This is a genomic window from Niastella soli, from assembly GCF_017742245.1.
Taxonomy (GTDB): Bacteria; Bacteroidota; Bacteroidia; order Chitinophagales; family Chitinophagaceae; genus Niastella; species Niastella soli.
The window spans coordinates 787168-813316 of record NZ_JAGHKO010000001.1; the positions used below are offsets into that span (position 1 = coordinate 787168).

24 protein-coding genes are annotated in these 26149 nt (G+C 42.8%); 6 read left to right on the forward strand and 18 right to left on the reverse strand.

Going from position 1 to position 26149, the window contains the following annotated elements:
- Positions 1-8: 8 nt before the first annotated feature.
- Complete coding sequence (gene ftsH / locus J7I42_RS02995; protein WP_209137286.1) at positions 9-2069, reverse strand: ATP-dependent zinc metalloprotease FtsH; 2061 nt, start codon at positions 2067-2069, stop codon at positions 9-11.
- Positions 2070-2208: 139 nt separating this feature from the next.
- On the reverse strand, positions 2209-2610 hold the full coding sequence (gene rsfS, locus J7I42_RS03000) for a ribosome silencing factor (protein WP_236065386.1): 402 nt from the start codon (positions 2608-2610) through the stop codon (positions 2209-2211).
- 189 nt (positions 2611-2799) lie between these two features.
- On the opposite strand from rsfS, the gene J7I42_RS03005 reads away from it, so the two are divergent.
- On the forward strand, positions 2800-3558 hold the full coding sequence (locus J7I42_RS03005) for a biotin--[acetyl-CoA-carboxylase] ligase (protein WP_209137287.1): 759 nt from the start codon (positions 2800-2802) through the stop codon (positions 3556-3558).
- Positions 3559-3612: 54 nt separating this feature from the next.
- Here the strand turns inward: J7I42_RS03005 and J7I42_RS03010 are convergent, their stop codons facing one another.
- The 4 genes from J7I42_RS03010 to J7I42_RS03025 are packed head-to-tail and all read right to left on the reverse strand — an operon-like array spanning position 3613 to position 5929.
- Positions 3613-4500, reverse strand: coding sequence for a DUF5777 family beta-barrel protein (locus J7I42_RS03010; protein ID WP_209137288.1), 888 nt, complete (start codon positions 4498-4500; stop codon positions 3613-3615).
- A gap of 32 nt (positions 4501-4532) precedes the next feature.
- Positions 4533-5099, reverse strand: a complete 567-nt coding sequence (locus tag J7I42_RS03015; protein WP_209137289.1) for a YceI family protein — start codon at positions 5097-5099, stop codon at positions 4533-4535.
- Between the two features lie 27 nt (positions 5100-5126).
- Positions 5127-5564, reverse strand: a complete 438-nt coding sequence (locus J7I42_RS03020) for an OB-fold protein (protein ID WP_209137290.1) — start codon at positions 5562-5564, stop codon at positions 5127-5129.
- A 14-nt stretch (positions 5565-5578) separates the two neighbouring features.
- On the reverse strand, positions 5579-5929 hold the full coding sequence (locus tag J7I42_RS03025; RefSeq protein ID WP_209137291.1) for a hypothetical protein: 351 nt from the start codon (positions 5927-5929) through the stop codon (positions 5579-5581).
- Between the two features lie 642 nt (positions 5930-6571).
- On the opposite strand from J7I42_RS03025, the gene J7I42_RS03030 reads away from it, so the two are divergent.
- Positions 6572-7792, forward strand: coding sequence for an ROK family protein (locus J7I42_RS03030; RefSeq protein ID WP_209137292.1), 1221 nt, complete (start codon positions 6572-6574; stop codon positions 7790-7792).
- A gap of 466 nt (positions 7793-8258) precedes the next feature.
- Here the strand turns inward: J7I42_RS03030 and J7I42_RS03035 are convergent, their stop codons facing one another.
- From J7I42_RS03035 to J7I42_RS03055, 5 genes are all read right to left on the reverse strand, one after another.
- Entirely contained in the window at positions 8259-8420 is a 162-nt protein-coding gene (locus J7I42_RS03035; RefSeq protein ID WP_209137293.1) for a hypothetical protein, read from the reverse strand.
- Between the two features lie 55 nt (positions 8421-8475).
- Complete coding sequence (locus J7I42_RS03040) at positions 8476-8715, reverse strand: hypothetical protein (protein ID WP_209137294.1); 240 nt, start codon at positions 8713-8715, stop codon at positions 8476-8478.
- A gap of 56 nt (positions 8716-8771) precedes the next feature.
- Positions 8772-9020 carry a hypothetical protein gene (locus J7I42_RS03045; protein WP_209137295.1) on the reverse strand — a complete coding sequence of 83 codons (249 nt, stop codon included), beginning with the start codon at positions 9018-9020 and terminating at the stop codon, positions 8772-8774.
- Between the two features lie 85 nt (positions 9021-9105).
- Positions 9106-9567 carry a thioredoxin-dependent thiol peroxidase gene (gene bcp, locus J7I42_RS03050; protein WP_209137296.1) on the reverse strand — a complete coding sequence of 154 codons (462 nt, stop codon included), beginning with the start codon at positions 9565-9567 and terminating at the stop codon, positions 9106-9108.
- Positions 9568-9581: 14 nt separating this feature from the next.
- Entirely contained in the window at positions 9582-11288 is a 1707-nt protein-coding gene (locus J7I42_RS03055; RefSeq protein WP_209137297.1) for a M23 family metallopeptidase, read from the reverse strand.
- Between the two features lie 409 nt (positions 11289-11697).
- On the opposite strand from J7I42_RS03055, the gene J7I42_RS03060 reads away from it, so the two are divergent.
- Together J7I42_RS03060 and carB are read left to right on the forward strand one after the other, a co-directional pair.
- Positions 11698-11913, forward strand: a complete 216-nt coding sequence (locus J7I42_RS03060; RefSeq protein ID WP_209137298.1) for a hypothetical protein — start codon at positions 11698-11700, stop codon at positions 11911-11913.
- A 395-nt stretch (positions 11914-12308) separates the two neighbouring features.
- On the forward strand, positions 12309-15131 hold the full coding sequence (carB, locus tag J7I42_RS03065) for a carbamoyl-phosphate synthase large subunit (protein WP_209137299.1): 2823 nt from the start codon (positions 12309-12311) through the stop codon (positions 15129-15131).
- A 195-nt stretch (positions 15132-15326) separates the two neighbouring features.
- Here the strand turns inward: carB and J7I42_RS03070 are convergent, their stop codons facing one another.
- The 4 genes from J7I42_RS03070 to J7I42_RS03085 form a co-directional block, all read right to left on the reverse strand.
- Complete coding sequence (locus J7I42_RS03070) at positions 15327-15983, reverse strand: response regulator transcription factor (RefSeq protein WP_209137300.1); 657 nt, start codon at positions 15981-15983, stop codon at positions 15327-15329.
- A 22-nt stretch (positions 15984-16005) separates the two neighbouring features.
- Positions 16006-16797, reverse strand: a complete 792-nt coding sequence (locus tag J7I42_RS03075) for a sensor histidine kinase (protein ID WP_209137301.1) — start codon at positions 16795-16797, stop codon at positions 16006-16008.
- Between the two features lie 28 nt (positions 16798-16825).
- Entirely contained in the window at positions 16826-17473 is a 648-nt protein-coding gene (locus J7I42_RS03080) for a hypothetical protein (RefSeq protein WP_209137302.1), read from the reverse strand.
- Positions 17474-17566: 93 nt separating this feature from the next.
- On the reverse strand, positions 17567-18034 hold the full coding sequence (locus tag J7I42_RS03085; RefSeq protein ID WP_209137303.1) for a hypothetical protein: 468 nt from the start codon (positions 18032-18034) through the stop codon (positions 17567-17569).
- Between the two features lie 603 nt (positions 18035-18637).
- On the opposite strand from J7I42_RS03085, the gene J7I42_RS03090 reads away from it, so the two are divergent.
- Together J7I42_RS03090 and purH are read left to right on the forward strand one after the other, a co-directional pair.
- Positions 18638-20734 carry a ComEC/Rec2 family competence protein gene (locus J7I42_RS03090; protein ID WP_378570081.1) on the forward strand — a complete coding sequence of 699 codons (2097 nt, stop codon included), beginning with the start codon at positions 18638-18640 and terminating at the stop codon, positions 20732-20734.
- A 93-nt stretch (positions 20735-20827) separates the two neighbouring features.
- Positions 20828-22351, forward strand: a complete 1524-nt coding sequence (gene purH / locus J7I42_RS03095; protein ID WP_209137305.1) for a bifunctional phosphoribosylaminoimidazolecarboxamide formyltransferase/IMP cyclohydrolase — start codon at positions 20828-20830, stop codon at positions 22349-22351.
- Positions 22352-22575: 224 nt separating this feature from the next.
- On the opposite strand, the gene J7I42_RS03100 is transcribed toward purH, so the two are convergent.
- From J7I42_RS03100 to J7I42_RS03110, 3 genes are all read right to left on the reverse strand, one after another.
- Positions 22576-23865 carry a polysaccharide deacetylase family protein gene (locus J7I42_RS03100; RefSeq protein ID WP_209137306.1) on the reverse strand — a complete coding sequence of 430 codons (1290 nt, stop codon included), beginning with the start codon at positions 23863-23865 and terminating at the stop codon, positions 22576-22578.
- 84 nt (positions 23866-23949) lie between these two features.
- Positions 23950-25323, reverse strand: a complete 1374-nt coding sequence (locus J7I42_RS03105; RefSeq protein WP_209137307.1) for a LutB/LldF family L-lactate oxidation iron-sulfur protein — start codon at positions 25321-25323, stop codon at positions 23950-23952.
- Between the two features lie 185 nt (positions 25324-25508).
- The gene (locus tag J7I42_RS03110; protein WP_209137308.1) at positions 25509-26102 is read right to left on the reverse strand and encodes a DUF3109 family protein; all 594 of its coding nucleotides are present in this window, start codon (positions 26100-26102) and stop codon (positions 25509-25511) included.
- Positions 26103-26149 lie beyond the last annotated feature (47 nt).

Here is a 26149-nt window from a genome sequence, read left to right on the forward strand (position 1 = left end):
AATAGCTATTATGTAGCAGGGTGATTGGTAACATTGCTGTCGTAAGGCGGAACACCTTCGCTGATGGCGCCTTCGGCATGGCCTTCGCCGTCTACATCCAGCGTTTTCTTATCTGTAAAAGGTCGCTTGCCAATCAATGCTTCTACATCGCTTTGGAACAAAACTTCTTTTTCGAGTAAAGCTTCGGCCAGTTTTTCAACCTGTATCTTTTTCTCGGTAAGTAATTGTTTTGTTTTTTCATACGCCTCTTCTATCAGCTTACGCACCTCTTCATCTATCAGCTTCGAAGTTTCTTCAGAGTATGGTTTGGTGAATGAATTCTCCTGGGCAGGATCGTAAAAACTTACATTGCCCACTTTTTCATTCATACCATATACAGTAACCATCGAATAAGCTATTCGGGTGATCTGTTGCAGGTCATTCTGAGCACCAGTTGAGATCTTGCCGAAGAAAATGTCTTCGCTGGCCCGGCCACCCAATGTCATACATACCTGGTCCATTAACTGATCAGTATTGTACAGGTATTGTTCTTTGGGTGTATACTGTGCATATCCCAGTGCGGCAACGCCTCTTGGTACAATGGTCACTTTCAGTAATGGGTACGCATGCTCCAGGAACCAGCCGCAGATAGCGTGGCCAGCTTCATGGTATGCAATAATGCGTTTTTCGTCGGGGGAAATGATCTTGTTCTTCTTTTCCAAACCACCGATTACGCGGTCAACGGCATCCTGAAAATCATCCATTTCAACGGACTGCTTTCCTTTACGGGCGGCAATCAGGGCGGCTTCGTTACAAACGTTGGCTATATCGGCGCCGGCAAAACCTGGTGTTTGTTCAGCCAGTTTATGAATATCAACTTTTTCAGAGAGCTTGATCGGCTTCAGGTGCACTTTAAAAATGTGCTCGCGGCCTTTCAGATCGGGTTTGTCAATAGAGATCTGGCGATCGAAACGGCCTGGACGAAGTAACGCGCTATCCAGTACATCGGGGCGGTTGGTAGCAGCCAGAACGATGATTCCGCTTTCTCCGCTAAAGCCATCCATTTCAACCAGTAACTGGTTCAGGGTGCTTTCACGCTCGTCGTTACTCATGATCGCGTTCTTACCACGTGCCCGGCCAATGGCATCAATTTCATCGATGAAAATGATACAGGGGGCTTTTTCACGGGCTTGCTTAAACAGGTCACGAACACGGCTGGCGCCTACCCCAACAAACAGTTCCACAAAATCACTACCACTCATGCTGAAGAAAGGAACCTGTGCTTCACCTGCCATGGCCTTTGCCAGGAGGGTCTTACCGGTTCCGGGAGGACCTACCAGTAAGGCGCCTTTTGGTATTTTACCACCGAGTGAAGTATATTTCTTGGGATTCTTTAAAAAGTCTACGATCTCCATTACCTCTACCTTGGCTTCATCGAGACCGGCCACATCGGCAAAGGTGATGTTTACTTTAGTGCCTTTATCAAACAGGGTAGCTCTTGATTTACCAATGTTAAAGATGCCACCGGGGCCACTGCCGCCGGATGCACCACCACCCATTTTTCGCATTAGCATTACCCAAATAAGTACGATCACTACAAGGGGTAACAAGAATTGAATGATAGAACCAAACCACTCGCCTTCCTGAATGGGTATATTGGCAACCCGGGTAAGCTCAGGATGTTTATCGAAGTAAGCGTTTAGTTCTTTGTTGAAATCATCGGCTTTAATGACCTTGAATTCGAAATGCGGGCCTTTATCACCAACGCTGGTCCAGTTATTTTTTGAAAGCTCACCTTTGTACTTCTCTAATTTGTCTTTCTTAATAAAAACCCGAACCGTATTTTTATTAGTAACTGTATTAAGCTTCTCTACATCCCCATTATCCAACATTTTGTAAAATTCGAGGTCGGTAATGGTTTTGGCGTCTGGAGCAAAGGAACCAAATAATTGAAAGCCTACTAAAACTGCGAATATGATTGCCCAAACCCAGTAAATATTGAATTTTGGACCTTTTCGCTGCCCACCGTCATCACGGGGCCGTAAGCGAGGGAAATTGCGGTCGTTCTGTCTTGACTCGTCTTGTGACATATTATATTGTTGCTTGTCCTTGGTTTTCTAGATAAAATAATTAATGATCGACGACGCTAAATTGTTCGCCTAAAAAGCTGTTAGTTAATCATTATTTCGCATAAACCCGCATTTTAACATTAAATTTTGCAGGCGAGCTTTAATATTCTTCACCTTCAGCATCGTTCCACATTTCTTCCAGCTTGTAAAATTTGCGGGTTTCAGGCTGCATTATATGCACAACAACGTTAACATAATCGATTAATATCCAGTGAGCTGCCTGCTGCCCTTCGCTATGGAAAGGAGTTTCTTCTACTGTTGCTCTAACATGCTCCTGTACAAAGTCAGCAATAGCCTTTACCTGAGTGGTACTGCTGGCTTCACAAATAATAAAAAAGTCGGCAACAGCTTCAGGGATCTTACGCAGGTCCAATGACACAATATTCTCTCCCTTCTTTTCCTTTATGGCGTGAATGATTGCTTTAAAAATCTTTGAATTTTTTGTTAACCGGGCTACACTATTTCGCTTACGACGGGTAGCTAACAATGAAACTTGTTCCAATAATCCTGTATTTTAATGATCAATGTGTTTTTCTGGTAGTGAGGAGCTCTGTATTCAGACTCATTCCTTCCCTGACCTGGGGAATGACTACGGGTAATTAAAATACGAATAAATTCGCTCTTCACCGCATTTCTTCTTAAACGCTCAGGGCTAATTCCTAATTTCGCGCATCCCAAAAATAATAATCTTTTGTCACATCCTGGTAAAGACGCCCCCATTGGTCATCCTTATATCATATTATCAACCATAGATAGCACCAACAACTATGCCATGCGGCAAATACAAGCCGGATTGGCAAGTCATGGCACAACCTGGTTTGCCATGGAGCAAACAGCCGGCAAAGGACAACGTGGAAAAAGCTGGTTAACAACCCCTAATCAGAATATCATGCTTAGTGCTGTTGTTAAACCTGCCTTATTACCCTCACGCCAGTTTTGGCTATCTGCTACAGTAGCCCTCGCTTGTTATGACTTTTATAAAAAACATGCCGGGGATGAAACGGCTATAAAATGGCCAAATGATGTGTATTGGCGTGACAGAAAGGCAGGGGGAATTCTAATTGAAAACATTTTTCGTGGCACCGACTGGTTATATGCTGTGGTTGGTATTGGTATAAATGTTAACCAGGTTGTTTTTGACCCCAGTTTACCTAATCCGGTTTCATTAAAACAGATCACCGGTAAAGAGTTTGATGCTGCTGCCCTGGGTCAGGAACTCTGCCAGGCGTTGGAGAACCGGTACCGTCAGTTACATTCAGGCGGCATTGAAACCATCATGGAGGAATATCAACAGGTTTTATATAAACTACATCAACCCGTAACCCTGAAGAAAGGCGCAGTTTTATTTGAAACAACCATTACGGGCGTTTCTGACAGCGGCCAGCTGCTTACCAAAGACGTGATGGAACGGGCGTTTGATTTTGGCGAGGTAGAACTTGTTATAAAATAAAAGCCTCCCGAGGATGTCAGGAAGCTTTATTTATTGATCACTGGTAATAAAACTTTATCGTTTCTTCTTTGCTACCTGAAATACACGTGAAAGATTAAAGCCGAACCGGATATCACCTTTCCAGAAATCATCTGTAGTGCCGGTTAAGAAGGCTTTTTCATTCATCCCGATACTGTTGCTAAAATGTAGCTGAAATACGTGCCCACCAGTCTCTATATCAAACCCCATTGATAAGGGGTTCTTGGTCCCTGGCTCACGTCCTGCCAGTATGGGGTGATAATCTACAACAAACGCAGTACGTTTTGATAACTTCAACCGGCCTCCAATGCCTAAAGCCAAGGTATTGTTATCCTGATCAGCCTTGGCAACCAGGTTTCGGTGAACCATTATAGGGCTCACTTGCAAACTGAACGCTTTGCTGAATTTGCGGCCGATGATTATTTGATAGTAATATGCTACCCGGGAAGAAAAATAGTTTTTGCGAGCGGTATCAGCCCATGGCATGGTTTGAACCGTAAGACCTGTTACCAATACTACAGCAACCGGAGAACCACCACCTATCCCCTGGCGGAGAGGCCGGAATTTTAAAAAACCATCCAGCTCTTTATTCAAAGTGCTTCTACCTACGCCCACAGACAGGTTATCGGTTATTCCATAATCAAAACCCAACCGCATAGTTGCCTGGTCTAAACCAAAAAACTGTTTAGCCCCGTCACTAATAAGACCAAAGCGGTGCAGAATGCGTACATCCAATACTCCTTTGCCTAACATTTCCATAGACTGGCCATTGATAACGCGTGATGATTTGAACGCACCAGTAGCATATTCCTTTTTTGCAGAATCCTTGACCATGCTTAACAAGTCCTGTTCCTGTGCCTGAATGGCATTGGTCGCCATAATAACCAAACAGGCGGTCAATAATATGTAGGTTATTTTATTCATATCGGTTGGTCTTTTAGTTTGGTTTGTTCAGTTTATTGTTGCAATAATTCAAGTGTACAGTTTACGGAAATGTTTATCGTATCCGACATATTTTGCGTAACAGAACCTGGAATGTCAATGTCATAATCAGACATCAGAATTTTAAACTTTGAAGCAGCAAGCAGCTTACCACCCTTCACTGTTATCTTACCATCTGCCTCTACATCCTTTGTTTGTCCATGTAAGGTTAGCTTCCCTTTTATGTGGGCAGTATAAGAACCATCCTTTGTATAGTCTATTTCACTGTTGTTAACGATCTGACCGCGAAACTCTGACTTGGGGTATTTATCGCTTTCTACGTAGTTTTCATTGAAATGTTCCTGCATCATTGCTTTTCTGAATTCAAAGCCCTTCATGAGCACAGCAAACTGAATGTCCCCGGTTTTTGAATCAAGTACACAGGTAACACTGCGATGACTGGCCTCTATGGTTTCAATAACTCCTTTCGATGAAAATTGAATGCTTCCGCTTTTGGTGAAGTATTTGTCCTGTGCCATTAATGATGCCATCATTAATACAAAGCAGCAGGATATGATGCCTTTCTTTATTAAGAAACTCATGATAAATTTTTTGGTTTTAACAATTGCTTAGTTGGATATAACGCAGCGGTTTAACTGAACATCTGAACCCAACAGGCCGGTTTCGTCCTTATTAAATCCGGTAATAGCCCCTTTAATGGTTATTAAAGCGCCTTTTTGTAAGGCCCCTGCAGTGGTGTTGGCGCTGCTGTCTAACACACAACGTACGCTCGACATATCGCTGGTGTCGCCCAACACAATAGTGTATTGTGCCGCTTCCACATTTTTAACCATTCCCTTTACCGCTAAGATCTTATTCAGGTATTTTTTGTTAGCCGCGTCCTCGCTGCTAACAAATTCATTGATCAGCTCGGTAGCATTTACAGAAAAATCAGCACGTACATTGGTAAGACCCTGAACTGTCCTGGTATATTGGTACCAGCCATAAACGGCCACCAGCACAATAACTAATAATATACCACCAATGATTATCCTTTTTTTGTTCATGAAGAAATGTGAGTTTAATTATTGAGGGCCCCTGCGTCGACCCAGCAACTTATAGATTTAATTTGGCTTTCTGTAAGAGAGCCGTCTTCTGGCATAAAACGGGAAACAACCGCCGATTTTATATTTACAGCAGCATTTTTTATTTGTGTATATGTTGTAAGAGCGCCAGGACCATTGGTGCTCCCTGCCGCATGACAATCGGGTTTGGCACAGCTGGATTGAATAATTGGATTTACATCCGCCGCAAATGATGCAGAGACACCATCGCAGGTTGCAGAACCGTATAAGATCTCTTCCTTATCGTTATAACAACCATAAAACAATAGCATACCGCCTGCTAAAACGCCCGTAATTTTTTTTATCATAGTATAACAATTAAACCAGCTGTTTAGGTAGCTGAATCTGTTTTTCAATGAGTGAATGTCGCAATACAATTTCTATGGAGTTGTACGATCAACCGTTTCATTTGGTTGCCTTTCACTCATTTTCGGGGGTAACTTCAGCATACATCATAAAAAACCCTGTCCTTGGAAAGGACAGGGTAACCAAACCCTAAAACTAAAAAATAACCCATATACAAGTAAGCCGGTTACCCGGCCTACTTACAAAGTTTGAATTAGGGTATAATCGCGACTACACCTCACCAGCTGATAAATCAATATATATTTATGTAGGGCAATAAATGGTTCATACCTGCCAGGCCTCAGGGAGCAGGAATACCCCTTCTGGAAGAGGTTTCAAAGAATTATACGATAAAGAAATTATTATAGTTGCCCCGTTATATACATTCGGGTCCATGACCTGTTAGTACCACCTTTAAAATATGACGTTAAAACCTGTTAAAGAAGTAATCGATTTAGAAAAAACAGGCACACTTGAGCGGTCAATCTGCTAAAACAACGATCTTGTAAAAAAGGGTTGGGACTAACCTGTGATCAACCTTTTGTGATTTGCTTTAAAGTTCAGCTACTTAACAGTAAATTTGGTAAAAGATTCAGCAACAGTACATGACGGAAAAGAATCAACTGTATAGAAAAAAGATCATAAAGCATCTTTATTTTTCTAATATGCTTTCATGCGCCGACCTAAGCGACAAGATCAATAAGAGTTTGCCGGTTACTACAAAAATGCTGGTAAACCTTATTGAAGAAGGCTGGGTCACAGAAACCGGTTTTGCAGCGTCAACTGGTGGGCGCCGTGCCGTTATGTATTCCCTTAAACCCGATGTTTTATACACAGTTTCAGTGGCCATGGACCAGCTGATCACCCGTATTGCCATTTTGAACATGCAGAATCAACAGGTGACCGCCACAGAAATGTTCGAGCTTCCTTTACTCAGGAACCCACAGGCCCTGGAAACGCTTACCGAAAAGATTGATGAGGTTATAACCCGGTCGGGCATCTCAAAAAACAGTATTGCCGGTGTGGGCATAGGCATGCCGGGGTTTGTTGATTCAGTCAGGGGTATGAATTATACCTTTCTTGAAAGAGAACAAGGCACCATTACCCAGTATATTTCATCAAAGATCAAATTGCCGGTATACATCGACAACGATTCCCGCCTGATAGCCCTGGCCGAACTGATGTTTGGGTCTGCACGGGGTAAAAAAAATGCCATGGTGATAAACGTTGGCTGGGGCGTTGGTTTAGGCATGATACTGAATGGCGACCTCTTCCGGGGCAACAACGGATTTGCTGGTGAGTTCAGCCATATTCCGCTTTTTCTGAATAATAAATTATGTAGTTGCGGCAAAAGCGGCTGTCTGGAAACCGAAACCTCACTGCTGGTGGTCATTGAAAAAGCCAACAAAGGTTTAAAAGAGGGTAAAATCTCACTGTTGAATGAATTGTCGGTAGAACACGCTGATCAGGCCTTCCAGGACATTATAAGGGCTGCAGGTAAAGGGGACAAATTTGCGGTAGAAATATTATCTGAGTCAGGCTATAATATAGGTAGGGGCGTGGCCATTCTGATCCATTTATTGAACCCCGAACTGGTTATCTTAAGTGGTCGTGGGTCATCGGCAGGAAAGATCTGGCAAGCGCCCATTCAGCAGGCATTAAATGAACATTGTATCCCCCGGCTGGCCTCCAATACCGAAATAGAAATTTCCTCACTGGGTTATCAGGCTGAGATTACCGGTAGTGCTGCCCTGGTAATGGAAAACTTTGAAAAAAACGAGTTTAAAAAAGACCCAGCCCCTCCCGAAAGGCTGGCGAAGAAGTAAAAAGCCCTGTCCCTCCTGACCAAAAACGCATCTAGCTGAGCAATTCCGCTTTGGATGCTTCTGTACTCCGCGAAAGGGAAACTACCCTCCAACACAGTGTTATATAGGCCTTCGGATGCACTCCGGAGCCTGTTTATATTCATCTGAAATTCAGTGATATCCCGTACATATCCCGTACATATCCCGTATATGAGCCGTACATATGCCGTTCCTATATAGGTACGGGACATGTACGGCCTAACCACTAATTACCTACAGGTTGTATGAAGAACAGCCAGGGATCCTGAGTGAACTCACAGGCAATCTCACCTCAATAATTATACTATTAAGAATGTATTTGAAAGCAACGTCAAAGCAATAAATATGGAATTAGCCTTCCATTATGCGTCGACTGTATTTGGTTGGGAAATGCAGGCAACCAGGCGGGAAAAATAGCCAGAACTGTTTGAAACGCTACGGGTAGGCGCTATTTCTTCAGGAATAACAGAATTAAACCAAACATGGCCGCCAGCTGACCAATCCAAAAAACAAACATCCATTTAATTAATTCCGACTTGGATGCTTCTATTTTAAATTCAGCACGGGCCACATCTTCTTTTGTAGCAAGTATGGAAGTTTTTGTATCCACTTCGCCTTTGATTTTAGTGAAAGAAGGAACTGTTTGAACCTCTAGGGGGTAGGGGCTACTTCTTCAGGAATAATAATATAAATCCAAACATGGCCGCCAGCTGACTAATCCAAAAAACAAACATCCATTTTATCAATATTGCTCTATTGTTAGCAGCGGCTTTTATAAGTTCCGCCTTATTGTTAGCCGCATCTTTTATAAGCTCCGCCTTGGATGTTTCTATTTTTGCATTGATTACCCCAAATTCACCGGCCACATCTTCTTTTGTAGCAAGTATGGAAGTTTTTGTATCCACTTCGCCTTTGATTTTTTAGTGAATAACCCCAACTGAATAAACACCTAGATTAGATACTATTTTTTTAGGAATAACACTATGATGCTAATTGAGGCTAACATCTGCCCCGCCCAGAAAATAAACATCCATTTTATCATGTCTGCTCTTTCCCGGGCCAGGTCTTCTTTTGTAGCAAGTATGGAAGTTTTTGTATCCACTTCGCCTTTGATTTTTTCCTCAATAAAGGTAGTCAAATTCTCGGCGGTTTCCTTGCCCAGTTTCAGCGAAACCAGGTCATAGAGTTTGGTAATTGTAATAGTAGGCATAAAGTACTAATGATTACCCTAAAGGTAACCATTAATACTAATATTATTAGCTTTTCTATTATTTAGTTTATTGATATTGATCAAGTTATTTATCCGCGGCTACAATCTCTTCCGCATGTTGCTTATTCTTGGGCCGGAGGAACATCTTACTAATAACACCCTTCTCATTGATCACAAACGTGGTGCGCTGAACACCCATATATTTATTACCAAACATTTGCTTTTCACCCCAAACCCCGTACTTATTTATTATAGTATGATCAGGATCGGCCAGTAACGTAAACGGCAGGTTGAACTTGGTCTCAAACTTTTTATGGCTTTTTTCATCATTCGGACTAACGCCAATCACTTCAAAGCCATTTTTCTTCAATAAGGCATAATTGTCCCGTAAGTTACAAGCCTGTACCGTACAGGTGGGTGTATCATCCTCCGGGTAAAAATACAGTACTACTTTTTTACCCTTGAGTTCACTGAGTGTTACTTTTTTGCCGTTCTGGTCCTTTCCGCTAAATGCCGGGGCTTTATCGCCTTCTTTAAGAGTGATCATATTGATTCTGAAAATTAACGCGTAAAATTATACGTTTTCTCGGTTACATTCCCGGCTTCATCTTCAGCCCGGATCTTTAACTCATGCTGGCCCGCCATACACATTTCGTCAAATTGGTAAATAAAGATCACTCCCTTGTCATTGGTAAACCGCAGCCATTTTCCATCCAGTTCAGTCCGCACATTTTTTATCTCTTCTAAATTATCGGTTACTTTAAAAGTCAGGCGGGTGGCCTTACTCAGGTCTGATCCGTTTACAAAACCAATCGGTGTTATTACCGGGGGCTCAATATCAAGCACCAGTTGAAAACTTCCCAGATCCCGGAACCGGGCCGATGCCCAGTTTCCCTGCCACTGAACTTTTTGAACTTCTGTTTTAGTGCCGGCAAACCATTGCATTACTGTGCGCGACTTTTCTGCATCGGTTAGTGTACGCAACGGCTGAATCCGAACCAGCACAGAGTCCCGGATTGGGATATACGCCGCCCCAATTGTATGTATAGCCGACACGACCTGGTCATTTGAGTTGGCCGATTTATTATACCGGATATGCACCGAATCGTATAAACAGCGTTCGCCAAGGTAAAATTCACAATCAGGCCCTTCAAAACCATCCATCATTTGAGGGTAGAACAGTTTGCCAGCCGACGCCGGTTGTTCCTGATTGGCTTTGACGAACCGCACTTTGCTTTCAATTGTACTGAGATTCCCACTGGCATCCTTTACCTGTATGGAAATAACATGTACCGCCCCGTCACTTACATCAATAGCCCCATTTCCACTCTTTCGTTTATAAATACCATTTACATATCCGGGCAATTCAGATAAATGTTGCAAAAAAGCCCCACCCTGGGATTTGGTCTTATAATCAATATGCGCATTCAGGTCGCGGGTATCGTTATAACTGATATTATCCATTCTAAAGGCAACCACTGGTTGGTCATCCACCTTAAGGGTAGCTTCATAAATACCGTTATGATTGGTAGAGCCGGTTTGAGTATCGTAAGCCCCTATGGCAAAACTGATCAGGGGTGAAGAAACGGTGATAACCGAGGGCGTGGTTAAATAAGTAGAACCTGAATAGGCTTTTACCGGATACAGGCGGGGCGTTTGCTCATATACGCTGCGGGTCCTGTCGTATATTGCCAGCCGTTGCAGTTGGGGCGGAACGTTATCAGCAATGGGAAATCCGAACAAAAAGGGATTCACATTCACGTCGCCGTCTGTACGCCTGATCTCAAAATGCAGGTGTGGCGCCTGCGACCCACCAGTATTTCCACTATTGGCCAGAAAATCACCTTTTTTTACCGGGAAAATATCAGCGGTTAATTCGAGAAAAACCTTCCACGAATGTCGTTGGTATTGCTGGTCTTTTACCCATTTTTCCAGGGCGGGGTTAAATGCATTTAAGTGGGCATATACCGTAGTAAAACCATTTGGGTGCGTTATGTAAATAGCCCGGCCAAAACCATAGGGTTCTATCTTGATGCGGCTAATATAACCGTCGGCAGCTGCATACACGGGCAGGTTTTCACGAGTATTCGTTTTTATATCAAAACCCATGTGATAATGATTGGGCCTTAATTCGCCAAAATTTCCGGCAAGGCGAATGGGTATTTCAAGAGGGTCGCGAAAATACCCCTGCGGATAACTGGCAGGTGGAAATATTTGGGCAACCAGTGCCGAACTGTTCAATAATAACAATAGTGTGAGTATTCTCATGGGTGTTTTGACTTGATTAATCAAAAACTGTTTACACCGGCAAGCCGGCGTTTATAAGGTTGCAAAACTAAGTGGTTGGAAATAACCGGTGAAACGTCTTTGGCAAAAATTTCCATATAGCCTTACCAAAAAGTACACCAACCAATGTCCATTGCAGCTATTGAAATGCCCATTTTTTCAGGTGAACACGTGAACAAAGTCCCAATATTAAAAAAACATTAAGGCGGGTTACCTGCACAGTTAAATCAGAATAAAATAAAAACAGAACGGTGTAGGTTTTTCAACTGTTAATTTTTAAAAAATACCCACATAGTGGTACGATTTTTATAAACATTGGAACAGCATTTGGCGTATATATGTTGTCTTAAATAATAACAAGTATAGTCTAGAAATTTTACAAACTCGGTTTATGAAAACGCTAAGGAATAGGATGATACTAATAATGGCTCTGTCGGTTGGCACGATAGTAGGTATCTTTCGTGGAAATGAAGCTAAACAAAAATGGGTATTCCGTATCAAAAGCCGTTTTGATGAAAAACGTCAAATGGCCGAACAGAAAAAACTGGTACGGGGTGGTGGAGTTGCTCTTGATGATATCGAATTAGCGGCTTTTCACAACAACTGATTAAAAATAAATTTCAGCCAGCAATTCAAAGCCTTTGCCTGATGGTAAAGGCTTTTTTATTGTCAGAACCGGGATTTATGGGATGCATGGGGATTTATAAGATTCGATTCATGGGATGTATTGGATGAATGAGATTATGGGATTTCTGCGATATCGATAAAACCCGGCACTCAAATGGAATTTCCTCTATTCCAGTTAAATATCTCCTTTTCCGCTTTCCCATTTATCCCATGCGTTTCACCAATCTCAGTTCAGACAAAAATTAATCACCAAAATTCCTCTCGCTGCCTTACTTTTGCGCAATTTATCCCGCCAATATGGCCAAAAATTGTGCAGGAAAGGCGCCGATAAAGGTTCAATCAAGGTTTAATTAAAAAAATCGCTCTTTACTCAAAATGCCAAAAGACACTTCTATCAAGTCAGTACTAATTATCGGTTCAGGTCCCATTATTATCGGCCAGGCTTGTGAATTTGATTATTCCGGCTCACAGGCAGCCCGTAGTATCAGGGAAGAAGGAATTAAAGTAATTCTCATCAACAGTAACCCTGCTACCATCATGACCGATCCTATGATGGCCGATAAGGTTTATCTGTTGCCACTGACGGTAGAAAGCATTGAGCAAATACTGGAAGAAAACCAGATTGATGCGGTGCTTCCGACCATGGGCGGACAAACAGCCTTAAACCTGGCTAAAGAGGCAGCAGAATTAGGTGTGTGGGAAAAATACAATGTTCGAATGATCGGGGTTGATATTGCCGCCATCGACACAGCAGAAGACCGGGAGAAATTCCGCCAGCTGATGTTGAAGATAGGCGTTGCGGTTGCTCCCTCCAGAGTGGCCAACTCCCTGCTCGAAGGAAAGGAATTTGCCCAGGAAATAGGATTCCCACTTGTAATTCGTCCTTCATTCACCCTGGGTGGGACCGGTGGCGGATTCGTTCACGACAAATCTGAACTGGAAGCCGCCCTCGATAGAGGTTTGAAAGCTTCTCCCATTCATGAGGTACTGGTTGAAAAGGCCGTATTGGGCTGGAAAGAATACGAACTGGAACTGTTACGCGACAAGAATGATAACGTAGCCATCATTTGTACTGTTGAGAACCTTGACCCAATGGGGGTTCACACCGGCGACTCCATTACAGTGGCCCCGGCCATGACCTTAAGCGATACCGCTTTCCAGGACATGCGTAACCAGGCCATCCTTATGATGCGCAGCCTCGGTAATTTCGCAGGCGGTTGTAACGTACAATTTGCCCTGGATCCCGTAACAGAAAAACTGATCTCCGTTGAAATAAATCCGCGTGTGAGCCGGTCATCGGCCCTGGCCTCCAAAGCCACCGGATATCCCATTGCTAAAATTGCGGCTAAACTCGCAATCGGCTATACCCTCGATGAATTGAAGAATCAGATCACTAAAACCACTTCAGCTTACTTTGAGCCTGCATTGGATTACGTGATCGTGAAAATGCCCCGCTGGAACTTTGATAAATTCAAAGGCGCCAACGATACACTCGGCCTTCAAATGAAATCGGTAGGTGAAGTAATGTCTATCGGCAGAAGCTTTACAGAAGCCATTCAGAAAGCCTGTCAAAGCCTCGAGAACAACGCGGTTGGACTGGGTTACTACGGCAAAAGCCAGATGCACGCTGAAGAACTGATCGAATATATCAAAACTCCGAAATGGGACCGCATCTTCCGTATTAAGGATGCCCTTATGGACGGCGTTTCAGTTGGGACCATTGCTAAAGCCACCCTCATCGACCGCTGGTTTATCAATGAGATCAAAAAGATCGTTGACGTAGAAAAAGAGATCGAGAAATATAAAACAGCCACCCTGCCTATTGAACTGCTGAAAGAAGCCAAATTCATGGGCTTTAGCGACGAACAGATCGCCAAAATCATGCAGGATGGCAGTGATGAAGAAATATACGAAAAACGGAAAGCAGCTGGTATTACCCGCGTTTATAAAATGGTGGATACCTGCAGTGCCGAGTTTGAAGCAAAAACACCTTACTTCTACTCCACTTTCGAATCTGGTAACATCAGTGAAAGCAAGGCGAGTGATCGCAAAAAAGTGATCGTACTCGGTTCAGGACCCAACCGAATTGGCCAGGGTATTGAATTCGACTATTGCTGTGTGCATGGTTTGCTGGCGCTGAAAGAGTGCGGTTATGAAGCCATCATGATGAACTGCAACCCCGAAACTGTGTCTACCGACTTCGACATGGCCGATAAACTGTACTTTGAACCCGTATTCTGGGAGCACTTATGGGAGCTGATCGAGCATGAAAAACCAGAAGGCGTTATTGTTCAGTTAGGCGGACAAACAGCCCTGAAACTGGCTGAGCGGTTAACTAAAAAAGGAGTGAAAATAATTGGTACTTCTTTCGACAACATGGACATCGCAGAAGACCGTGGTCGCTTTAGCGATATGCTGAAAGAACTGGGCATCCCTTACCCCAATTATGGAACTGCCTATACAGTTGATGAAGCGGTTGAAGTAGCCAATAAAGTAGGATATCCTGTTCTGGTTCGCCCCAGTTATGTATTAGGTGGTCAGCGCATGCGTATTGTGATAAATGACGAAGAGGTAGAAAAAGCAGTAGTAAGCCTGTTGAAGCATATCCCCGGCAATAAGATCCTCATTGACCACTTCCTCGATCGTTGCCAGGAAGCTGAAATAGATGCCATTTGCGACGGAGAAGCCGTTCATATCATGGGAGTAATGGAACACATTGAGCCTGCTGGTATCCATAGTGGCGACAGCAACGCCGTGTTGCCTCAGTTCAACCTGAGCCCGCTGGTGGTGGAAACAATGGAAGAATATGCCCGCAAGATCGCGTTCAAATTAAACATCAAGGGTCTCATCAACATTCAGTTTGCCATTAAAGATGGTAAAGTATATGTGATTGAAGCCAACCCACGCGCTTCACGTACAACACCATTTATTGCAAAAGCCTATCAGATCCCTTACCTGAATGTAGCTACCAAGATCATGTTAGGCGCCAATAAACTGCGCGACTTTAAATTCGTAAAACGCCTCAAGGGCTATGCGATCAAAGAGCCGGTGTTCAGCTTTGAAAAATTCCCTGGCGTAAGCAAAGAGCTGGGTCCTGAAATGAAAAGCACTGGTGAAGCCATCCGCTTCATCAAAGACCTGCGGGATCCTTACTTCCGTCAATTGTATAAAGACAGAAGCATGTATTTGAGTAAATAAGTTAGATAGAAAATAAAAAAGAGGTAGTTATTTAAAGAAGATCCTTTAAGTAACTACCTCTCTCTTTTTAACCTGTTCTGCTAGCGTCTTACTACAGCATCGGGATAGCTATATACGCACAAACTGAATACCCGTAAAATAAACAAGCGTTATTTTACGGGTATTTATCTTTATAAGTAAACAGAGAAATAGTAATTAAATTTCTACCATGCTGTGTTTGATGGCGTAGATAACCAGTCCTACCCGGGTTTTAACACCCAGCTTCTCAAAAAGGGAGTTTCGATAATCATCTACCGTGCGGGGGCTTACAAACATTTTACCGGCAACGTCTTTATAGGTCAGTTCGGTACAAACCCATTTCAAGAATTCTTTTTCCTTTTCAGTGAGGTGAACAGGCTCCTGAGGTTTGTCCATGTCTTTATGCAAACCGCTGATGATCTTACCGGAAATCAATTCAGAAAGATAGAAGTCTTTATGCAACACCGAATCCAATGCCAGTTTTAATTCTTCCGGCTCTGCATTCTTCATAATATACCCCTTGGCACCCAGGCGTAACATGCGAATAATAATATTTTCATCGCTGAACATGGAAAGGGCAAGGATCTTTACTTGTGGAAAGTTCTTGTAAATCCATTTGGCTGTTTCATAGCCATCGATATCCGGCATATTTACATCGAGCAAAATTATGTCGGGTATAATATGTTTGTTAAGCTTTTCCTTAACCTCCTGGCCATTACTTGCTTCAAACAACACTTTATAATTCTCAAAAGAATTGATCAATCTTGCCAGTGCATTTCGCAACAAAGTGTGGTCATCGGCAACAGCCACCTGTATTTGTTTGTTAACTGTCATTATTCTCGCGCATTCACTTTTTTTAATGAGGTATGGGCAATCGAATGGTAACAACAGTGCCTTTGCCAGGTTCACTTTGCATGTCTATATCAGCACCAATTAGTTTTGCCCGGTTGAAAATACTCTTTAATCCAACACCAGCCGCAGAGGAACTGGAATTTTTCTTTTCCGAAACATTGAAACCCACCCCGTCATCTATGATCTTCATTATGAATTTGTTTTCAAGGTAGGTTAAGTTCACTTGTATTTTCCTGGCTTTTGAGTGCTTTAAAATATTGTTGAGATTTTCCTGGAAAATTCTGAATAACACGATCCCTTTTTGATCGTCGAGGCTTTGTTCAAGACCCGACACAGAGAATTCGATATCCAACAACCCGGTGCGGTTTATATTTTCCAGTTCAAAATGGATAGACTCAGCCAAACCGATTTGAGCTATACGATCGGTATGCAGACTTTTGGTAAGATTGGCCAGGTCAATCATCGCTTTATTCAATACCTGTCTGGCAGCCTGTATAGGTTCATGCGCTTCATGCTGGTCGGTCATGGGCAATACTGCCAGGGAAAGCTTTACCACCGATAACATTTGGCCGATATTATCATGTAATTCCTGGCCAATATTCTTAAAGGTCTCTTCCTGTATTTCCAATTGCGACTTCAGCGTTTCACGTTCATATTCTTCTTTCATGCGGATTATTTCCGACTCCTGCCGGTGTTGTCTTCGTTGATACAGGAAAAGTGTGGTAACAATAAAGCCCACCAGCAATACAGCCAGTATAGCGCCCATTATTATTACTATGTAAATATCAGCACTCATATATTAAAACTTATATCAATAGTAGAATCTACAATGCAGTATTAACCTTTCGGAACCTGATCCTGCATAAAAAAGCAATAGAAAATAAAGAATACAATAAAACATTCAGGATCTGTAAAACGGCAAACAGGTTACGTAGAATGATACTCGGCAATCCATGCAAGTGGTTCCATAAACCCATTAATGGAAAGGTACAGGTGTAAAAGAATAACAACCCCGAACAGACCCAGAATGCCGGTTCCCTTGCCAGGTTAACTGAATAAGTAGATTGAAATAGTTCTAAAAAATAATAGATGCAGGCACCTACAACGAGTAAACAACCGAATGAATAGGTACTCGTGTGGAAGGTTTTTACCTGAAAAAAAGCGCTGTTTATAATTACCAGTACCGGGTAAATAACCATTATCCACAATATGATCGTTTTGATCCTTAAATTATATATGCAACATCTTATAATATACAGGTAAAAGATGATCTCGAATGTGGTGAAAGTATTATACAACAGGGCTGCGCTATGATCCGTCTTCACAAATAGCTTATTGGCAAACTCAACCCCGAGCGTGATCAACAGGAAGAAAGGAAAAGCTTTCAGGTACTTCGGTACAGATGCCTGCCAAAACAGGGCAAGGGACGCTAAAAAACAAATAATTTCTATAATCAGGGAGGTCACTTCCATCGGGCACTAATGTAGATAATTCAGCATAAATAAAAAATCCGCACCGGCTAAACCGGGGCGGATTTTCAAAATATAATAGGTCCTGATAATTTCCTATATCACGATCATGCCATCACCCTTGTCTACAATAGTGATACCAAGGCCATCATAATCAGTTTCAACGCCTCCGGGAGGCCATGTTCCCATATTGTAAGCCAGCAGTTGCTTGCCATTGGTTGTTTCCTGGTACACGTGTTTATGAGCAACGCCATTTTCAGTTTCCTGGCGATCTGTTGCTACAAATACGGTAGTTTGTTTGCCGGCATATTCTGGTCTTTCAGCAAAGTTTTCAGGATATACGCCAAAATGAATGCTGATAGTGTTGGCACCGGCAGCTTTTGAACGTTGCAGAAATTCTTCCAATTCTTCAATGGTATAGAAAAGACTCAGGGTATCTTCTTCCCCCATGCGCTCAGAATTCTGTTGCCACCGTTCTTGTTTATAGGTACGAATCAGGGTATCAACATGGTTTGTATTTACATATTTTCCTACCCCTAAGGATTTTTTTTCAATTGTAGTCATAGCTTGTGAGTTTTGTTTAGTGTGATTGTGTTGTCGTTGTAAAAGTAGCGGCGACACCACAGAAAACTTCGGCTACAACTGAATGTTAGACAACTAATTACGAATTACTATTATTCATAACGTGAAGGAGTTCAATGAGTCACGTGAAAATGACGGTGCAAATACCGTGAAATGAGAAAGAAATAACCGTTTAAAAAACACTATTTAACCCCGTCTTTTTACGGGGGTGTTTAACCCGCTAATTACCCGTACAAAAAACCGTAGTTAATAAATCACGCTTTTCTGGCATGTATCCGGTTTTTGTCTGAAATTAGTGATGGAGAGTTGCTATCATCCCGTTTTATAAATCCAATGGTCCTGTGAAAAACCGCCGACAGATTTCCTCAAGGCTTTTGTTATCCACAAATCCTCTTGAGGAAATTTTATTCTGATAACAGAATTTTCCTTTTCAAACTACCTGCTTTATCTTTTTACCATTAGCCTTGTCCTTTTTTGATAAAGTAGGTAGTTTGTTTTTAAAGCCCCTCCCCTTTCTCCATTCACAGGTTTTCTTTTATTTCCTATTACTGATCTGTTTTATTTATCACTTATTGGTACGTTGGTATGTCTCATTTGCCTGCCTGGCCCATTTGGAAACGATCACCTTTTATCCGGCTCTTAATTCCGCTTATTGCAGGCATTGCTTTTCAGTGGTATTGGCCTGTTCCCCTTCATTTCATGTGGCTGTTTTTCGCCCTCCCTATTGTAGCCCGCTGGTTCTTTTATACACAGCCTCTTTCACGCCAATACCGTGCCCAATGGCTTAACGGCATATTCTTACATGCAACGCTATTTGCCACGGGAGGTTTAGTTTTATTTTATGGTGATATCCAACATCAAAAAACGAGTATTACCAGGCAGAATACAGCAGGAAAGGTTATTCTGGTAACCATTGAAGAACCACTGTCTGAAAAAAAGCAATCCTATAAAACCATTGCATCTGTTCAGGCAGTATTGTTTAATCATGCTCTTACCAAGGTCAGCGGTAAGATCCTTCTCTATTTTCAAAAAGACAGTACCATTCAACAGCTACATTATGGTAAACAATTGTTACTCTATAAACCATTGCAACCGGTAAAAAATACTGGCAACCCGGGCTGCTTCGATTATCAACGGTACTGCACTTTTCAGGGCATTTCACACCAGGTTTACCTTAAGCAGGGCGAGTATGTTCCACTCAAAATAAAAAATGAAAACCTGTTTCGGAAATATCTTTTTTCCACAAGAGCGCAAATTGTTGCACTGCTGAAAAAATACATCCCCGGAACAAAAGAAGCCGGACTGGCCGAGGCTATGCTTATAGGGTATAAAGAAGACCTTGACCAACACCTGGTTCAATCCTATACTGATACCGGGGTAGTGCACATCATTGCCATTTCTGGTTTACATCTTGGACTAATATATTGGTTATTAATGCTGTTATGCAAACCGCTTGCTTCACGCCCAGGCGGAAAACTGTTACAACCCCTTGTTATTGTTGCCGGCCTTTGGTTATTCAGCTGTATTGCCGGTAATTCTCCGTCTGTACTTCGTTCCGCAGTTATGTTCACCTGCCTCGTTATTGGGGCACATCTAAACAGAAAAACGTCCATCTATAATAGTCTGGCGGCTTCTGCATTTCTGTTGCTTTGCTACAATCCTTTTTGGCTATGGGATGCGGGTTTTCAATTGTCATATGCAGCCGTATTGAGCCTGGCCATTTTTTATAAACCCATTTACAACCTCTTATATGTACCCAATAAGGTCCTCAACCTTTTATGGAAGTCGGTAAGTGTTACGCTGGCAGCGCAAATACTTACCGTACCGGTTTCTGTGTACCACTTTCATCAGTTTCCCAATTTATTTCTCATTGCCAACCTACTGGCTGTTCCTTTATCGAGCCTCATTATAATTGGGGAAATAATACTCTGTGTGGCAGGCTTATTTCCATTAATAGCATCGGGGATAGGGTATCTGTTACAACATACCATCTCCTGGTTAAATACTTTTATTGAATGGGTTGGCAGCCTGCCTTATGCAACTATGGGCAATCTGCAAATAAACGGGCCTCAATTGGTATGTTTTTATCTCCTGATCATCGCAATGGCATGGTGGTTATTGAATAACAGGAACAGGGGCGCAGTATTGTCGCTTTTGTCACTATTGTTTTTTATAGTTTTTCGTACTGTTGAGATCTGGAACACCCGCCAACAGAAAAAACTAATTGTCTATAACGTTCCCAGACATAGCGCCATTGACGTTATGGTAGGTACTAAATATTTTTTTAAAGGGGATAGTTTATTACAGCAGGACATCTTATTGCAAAAATTTCACCTGCAACCCTGCAGGTTACTACACCGTGTAAACAACACATTTAACCCCGGAAATATACTGGGTGAAAAAAACTTTTTCCGGTTCGGACACACTTCCTTTTTAGTGATCGATGGTCCATTAGACCTTTCCCGCTTTTACCCAAACACCCCAGTTGACATTATTATTCTTTCCAATAACTCTGTCATTCAAATTGCGGAGGTATCCCGTGTTTTCACCTGTCGCCAGTTCGTTTTTGATGCATCCAATGCTGCCTGGAAAGTCGCCAAATGGCAACAGGAATGTGCCCAAATGGGGCTTGGCACCTTTTCGGTGGCAGACAAGGGTGCTTTTGTTTTCAACCTGTATTAACCTACCTTTGCGCCCTTAAATCAACTGTTGATAAGTCGTTGACGGTTGGTAATCCCCAATGTCCCTTTCACTACTTCCGAATAAAATACGTATATGACCAAAAAGATACAGTCTGCATTAATTTCCGTTTTTTATAAAGATGGCCTTGAGCCGCTTGTAAAAGTGCTGCACGAGCAAGGCATTACCATCTATTCAACTGGTGGTACTCAGTCATTTATAGAAAAATTGGGCATTCCGGTGGTACCAGTGGAAAATTTAACCACCTACCCTTCCATATTAGGTGGCCGGGTAAAAACCCTGCATCCTTCAGTTTTTGGGGGTATCCTGGGCCGCAGAGAGGTAGAAACGGATCTCCAGGAAATGAAGCAATACAATATTCCGGAAATTGACCTGGTTATTGTTGATCTGTATCCTTTTGAGGAAACCGTTGCCAGCACTTCTGAAGAAAAGCTGATCATCGAAAAAATTGATATCGGCGGTCCTTCCATGATCCGCGGCGCAGCCAAAAACTTCAGTCATGTAACTGTTTTAGCCGCAAAATCTGATTATCAGATCCTGGCCGATATGCTTACTGCACAAAACGGCACCACCACCCTGGAACAACGCCGGGCGTTTGCTTCCAAAGCATTTCAAATTGTAGCTCATTACGATGTGGCTATTGCAAAATATTTCAATCCGGAAGGCGACCTGTACTTCCTGGAATCAATTCCCAGTCCCAAAACAATGCGCTACGGCGAAAATCCGCATCAAACCGGCATTTTCTATGGCGATCTGAATCAATTGTTCGATCAGTTAAATGGCAAAGAACTTTCTTACAATAACCTGGTTGACGTAGATGCGGCGGTACAACTGATCAATGATTTTGCTGCTGGGGAAACCGGAGCGGTGTTCGCAATCATCAAACACACCAACGTTTGTGGTATCGCTTCCAGAGATTCTGTGAAAGCAGCCTGGGATGCAGCCCTGGCCGGCGACCCTGAAAGCGCTTTTGGTGGGGTACTTGTTTGTAATAAACCTATTGACAAGGCCACTGCCGATGCAATCAATGAGATCTTCTTTGAAGTATTGATTGCCCCTTCATTTAATGAAGACGCCCTGGCGGTTTTAAAATCAAAGAAAAACCGCATTCTGTTACAACAGAAATCAACGACCAACCGCCCAAATCAATATAAGTCAGTATTGAATGGTGTTCTGGCCCAGGGTGAAGATAAAGGCAATTACCTGGAGTGGAAAGAAGTAGGTGGCCGCGAAAGCAAAGCCAACGAGAAAAGCGATATGGAGTTTGCCAACATTGTTTGCAAACACCTGAAGTCAAATGCTATTGCACTGGTTAAAAATAAACAGCTCATTGGCAAGGGTTGCGGACAAACAAGCCGCGTTGATGCTTTGCGTCATGCCCTGGAAAAAGCCCGTCAATTTGAATTCGATCTGAATGGTGCTGTACTGGCCAGCGATGCCTTCTTCCCTTTTAATGATTGCGTTCAGTTGGGTCATGCGGCCGGTATTACTGCCTTCATTCAACCTGGCGGTTCTGTACGGGATAAAGATTCAATCGAATATTGCCAGCAGCATCAGTTAGTTATGGTTATGACTGGCATGCGGCATTTCAAACACTAATTAGCACGCTTATTATAATTGCAAAGAGGGTGTATCACTTTTGATACACCCTCTTTTTTTATGTAAGCCCAATTGCGCCTGAATTTTAATGACATCAAAGGGGGACCTAACAGGGACCTAACAAGGACCTCACAAGGACCTAACAAGGACCTCACAGGGATAAAGTCCCTGTGAGGTCCGGGTAAGCCCCCTGCGAAATATGTTTGAAAACCTCCCCGTTGTATCTATTCGTCAGTATAAGCATCCCAATACACTGTTTCTTTCATAAACAATTCAAACATTTTGCGCCAGCCTTCGAATGTGGGATCGGTACCTAATATGAAGTTGTGCCAGACCGGAATAAAAACACCTTTACAAACTTTTACCCGCTCATAGTACTGGACCAGCTCATTATATGTTTGTTGTGGGTTTTGCTTTTGTTCAAATAATGAATTGGCATCCATAAAGCAAAACGGATAGATCAGCAGCGAAGTCGCCTGCTCCTTTTGGAGATCGTACCAATAAAATGGCGAGCATACAGATGCCCTGAATCCGTTGATCGTAGGATAGCCCATGGAGAAATCCTTCTCGATGCCTGCTTCAATTAACCGTCGGTAGGTTACAGGCATGAAAAAACGAATGTAATGCTGCCGGCTGTGAGTGATCTTCTTTTCCCCTACCACTTCCAGCCATTCCAGTTCTTCTTTTAACAACGCTGCATCGTCGCCGCTTTGCCAGGATGGATGCGCACCTATATGCCAGGTCTTGGCGTAATAGGAGATCAGATCGCGGAATGGCTTTTTATTGCAGGAATTATTTTTATCGTAACGGCCAGATTTTTTAGCAGCCAGGAAAAAGAAATGAGGCTTCAGGCGACAGTATAAATGCCAGGCATCCAGCCACTCGAAGCAATCGAAGGGATCTTTCCGTTTACCCCGTAAAACCAGCCATCTGTCTTTTACGCGCGCCCATTCTTTTTTGCGAATGGAATTATAAAAGCCGCCTATAGTTCGCAACCAGCCTTTATTCAGGTACGACCAGGCCATGTCAATATCGTATGTCAATAAGCATTTGAATTGCGCCTTTTTAAAAATCAATTCAGGGAACTTGTATTCCAATGCCTTTTTAAACGATTGTAGCCAGTAATTGACCAACGGTTGTGTTAAGAAGTGTTCACGATGTGCCAGGGAGTTTATGTGCGCGTAACGGCCATATTCATCTATGGCATGTGGCAGGTATTCTTCGTACCGGCTCAATAAATAAAAGGAAGCCGCAAATATATCGAATGGAAAATCGCCCGATGTTTCGTAAAACGCCTTGTAAAAGTTCACCTCAAAACATTCAAAGTGCTGGGGGCGAATACCAGTTTCAAAAAGTAAATGGGTGGAGCGCAAAAAGAATTCTCCATCAGAAAACTCCTGGGCCGAATAGTTTAAACGCGGTTGGTCCGATGCCTTGAAGTAAGCCGCATCGGTAGTGATAGTGATGGCTTTATCAAACAATTCTTTACTAATAAAGTCCACGATGTATTGCAATCGTGGCGTTATGGTATGAGTATAAAGAAGTAGCATCGGTAGCTGCAAAATAAAAAAGTCAACTGTAATAGTTGACTTTTTCAGTTATCTTTTCTTCTCACGCCACATCTCATTAAATGTCTTTCCGGCGAAGTTCAGGTCGGCGCGGTGGGTGGTCCAGCCTTTGAACACTTTATTTACCATCCAGTTCTTTAATTTCTGGTTACCCATATTATACATGTTCCGGTGCAGGGAGGCTTGTTTCCACACTTTCCAGGCTACTTTTTCGCCCCAACTATAATCCCCGTCTTCTACTGCATCATGCCTGTTCTCCAGCAATATTTCGTGCAGGTTGATCTTTACGGCGCATACTTCTGTACAGTTACCACACAATGAGGAGGCATAGCTTAAGTGCTTCCATTCTTCAAGGCCTTTTAATTGCGGAGTAATTACAGCCCCAATTGGGCCGCTATAAGTTGTTTCGTAAGCATGGCCACCAATGTTTTTATAAACAGGGCAGGCATTCAAACAGGCACCACAGCGAATGCAATACAAACTTTCCCGGGTCCTTTCATTGGCCAGGATGTTGGTACGACCATTATCAAGCAGAATTACATACATTTCATCGGGGCCATCGGGTTCGCCCGGCTGTCTGGGCCCAGAGATAATGGTGTTATAAGAAGTGACCTGCTGACCGGTACCATAGGTTGCCAGCAATGGCCAAAATAGGGCCAGGTCATTCATGGAAGGAATCACCTTTTCAATCCCGGTGATAACGATATGTGTTTTGGGGAACGCGTTACTTAAACGGGCATTTCCTTCATTTTCACTTACAGCTACACCACCTATATCGGCCAGTATAAAATTGGCGCCGGTGACGCCTATTTCAGCCTGTACATATTTCTCCCGCAATTTATCACGCGCCACCAGGGTCAGTTGTTCGGCCGACAGGTTAGGCGCCACATTCAATTTCTCGGCAAATAATTTGGCGATGTCTTCCCGGCTTTTGTGCATAGCAGGGGTTACAATATGGTAAGGAGGTTCGCCGTCCAGCTGTTGAATATATTCACCGAGATCGGTTTCCACACTTTCAATGCCGTGTTCTTCCAGATGATCGTTCAGGTGAATTTCTTCCGTCACCATACTTTTACTCTTCACGATCGTTTTGCAGTTCTTCGCCTTGCAAATTTTCAGTACTTCTTCAACCGCTTGTTTGGCATCCTCAGCCCAGATCACTTTTCCGCCGCGTTTAGTTAAAATGGATTCAAACTGCTCCAGGTTCTTATCCAGGTTCTCAATTGCCCGCCATTTTATATTTTTAGCTTTTTCTCGTGCCAGGTGAACGTCGGTAAACTGCGTTTTTCCAAGAGGTACTGACGCATTGTATTTACTTATGTTGAAGTTTATTTTCCTTCTGTGTTCCAGATCAGCAGCCTTAATGGTGCTTTTAGCCATGAAAGAGTCAGCATGCTCGCTCATATGGTTCTAAGTCTTATTTTAAGTTCTGAGTTCTTTTGTGCTTTCCGCAATCTGCCTTTGCCTGCGGGGTACGGCATCAAGCTTGTGGCCTGTATTCCAGTGTTCTAAGTTCCTGGATACTTTCGGCCTCATAATCCTGAGCTATCCCGTTGGTAGTCAGAGTGCCTTTTTCAGAGGAACCAGGTTTATTTACTGTCTGATTTATATTCTGTAGCGGCTATTTCCAGCGCATTGTAAAAGTCTTCGCCGTATTTGCGAACAATGGGTTCTTTCAGGAATTTATACACCGGAACTTTTAATTTCTTTCCCAGTGAACAGGCGGGGCTACACAAAGTAGGCCGCGGCTCATAGTTCATTCGATCGTAATCGCCCTTTTTGCCGGTTTTTTGAATTATAGGGAAGAAATGACAACTAATTGGTTTTTTCCAATTGATAACGCCATCGTTATAGGCCTGTTCAAAGGCGCATTTTATAATACCTTTTTCATCGCGTGTGCCATACACGCAGATCTCGTTATCACCGCCCAGGGTGGGCGTCACCCAGCCAAATTCTTTATGATAAACATATTTGCCTTTACGCTCTATTTCGGCAATAGAAGCCGGGGTGAGGTAAGGTTTTATTTTTTCATACAGGTCAACCATGATGTCGAGCTCTTCATCCTCGAGTGGGGCGCCGGCATCACCTTCTTCACAACAGCCACCTTTACATTTGTTAAGGTCGCATACAAATTGCGCTTCTGCAATTTCATCACTGATCAACACTTTGTCTACTACTATCACTTAAAAAGGTTTTAAAACGTAAAATTAAATATAAACCGTCAGTGGGG

What these genes read in the sequence shown, in the direction of transcription:
- J7I42_RS03030 (WP_209137292.1), top strand. Translation starts at nt 6,572, where the DNA reads ATGACGGAAAAGAATCAACTGTATAGAAAAAAGATCATAAAGCATCTT.
- J7I42_RS03090 (WP_378570081.1), top strand. Translation starts at nt 18,638, where the DNA reads ATGTCTCATTTGCCTGCCTGGCCCATTTGGAAACGATCACCTTTTATC.
- J7I42_RS03015 (WP_209137289.1), bottom strand. Translation starts at nt 5,099, where the DNA reads ATGAGTTTCTTAATAAAGAAAGGCATCATATCCTGCTGCTTTGTATTA.
- J7I42_RS03060 (WP_209137298.1), top strand. Translation starts at nt 11,698, where the DNA reads ATGAAAACGCTAAGGAATAGGATGATACTAATAATGGCTCTGTCGGTT.
- ftsH (WP_209137286.1), bottom strand. Translation starts at nt 2,069, where the DNA reads ATGTCACAAGACGAGTCAAGACAGAACGACCGCAATTTCCCTCGCTTA.
- J7I42_RS03020 (WP_209137290.1), bottom strand. Translation starts at nt 5,564, where the DNA reads ATGAACAAAAAAAGGATAATCATTGGTGGTATATTATTAGTTATTGTG.
- J7I42_RS03055 (WP_209137297.1), bottom strand. Translation starts at nt 11,288, where the DNA reads ATGAGAATACTCACACTATTGTTATTATTGAACAGTTCGGCACTGGTT.
- J7I42_RS03105 (WP_209137307.1), bottom strand. Translation starts at nt 25,323, where the DNA reads ATGAGCGAGCATGCTGACTCTTTCATGGCTAAAAGCACCATTAAGGCT.
- J7I42_RS03010 (WP_209137288.1), bottom strand. Translation starts at nt 4,500, where the DNA reads ATGAATAAAATAACCTACATATTATTGACCGCCTGTTTGGTTATTATG.
- J7I42_RS03080 (WP_209137302.1), bottom strand. Translation starts at nt 17,473, where the DNA reads ATGGAAGTGACCTCCCTGATTATAGAAATTATTTGTTTTTTAGCGTCC.
- J7I42_RS03085 (WP_209137303.1), bottom strand. Translation starts at nt 18,034, where the DNA reads ATGACTACAATTGAAAAAAAATCCTTAGGGGTAGGAAAATATGTAAAT.
- J7I42_RS03075 (WP_209137301.1), bottom strand. Translation starts at nt 16,797, where the DNA reads ATGAGTGCTGATATTTACATAGTAATAATAATGGGCGCTATACTGGCT.
- J7I42_RS03070 (WP_209137300.1), bottom strand. Translation starts at nt 15,983, where the DNA reads ATGACAGTTAACAAACAAATACAGGTGGCTGTTGCCGATGACCACACT.
- carB (WP_209137299.1), top strand. Translation starts at nt 12,309, where the DNA reads ATGCCAAAAGACACTTCTATCAAGTCAGTACTAATTATCGGTTCAGGT.
- purH (WP_209137305.1), top strand. Translation starts at nt 20,828, where the DNA reads ATGACCAAAAAGATACAGTCTGCATTAATTTCCGTTTTTTATAAAGAT.
- J7I42_RS03045 (WP_209137295.1), bottom strand. Translation starts at nt 9,020, where the DNA reads ATGCCTACTATTACAATTACCAAACTCTATGACCTGGTTTCGCTGAAA.
- J7I42_RS03025 (WP_209137291.1), bottom strand. Translation starts at nt 5,929, where the DNA reads ATGATAAAAAAAATTACGGGCGTTTTAGCAGGCGGTATGCTATTGTTT.
- bcp (WP_209137296.1), bottom strand. Translation starts at nt 9,567, where the DNA reads ATGATCACTCTTAAAGAAGGCGATAAAGCCCCGGCATTTAGCGGAAAG.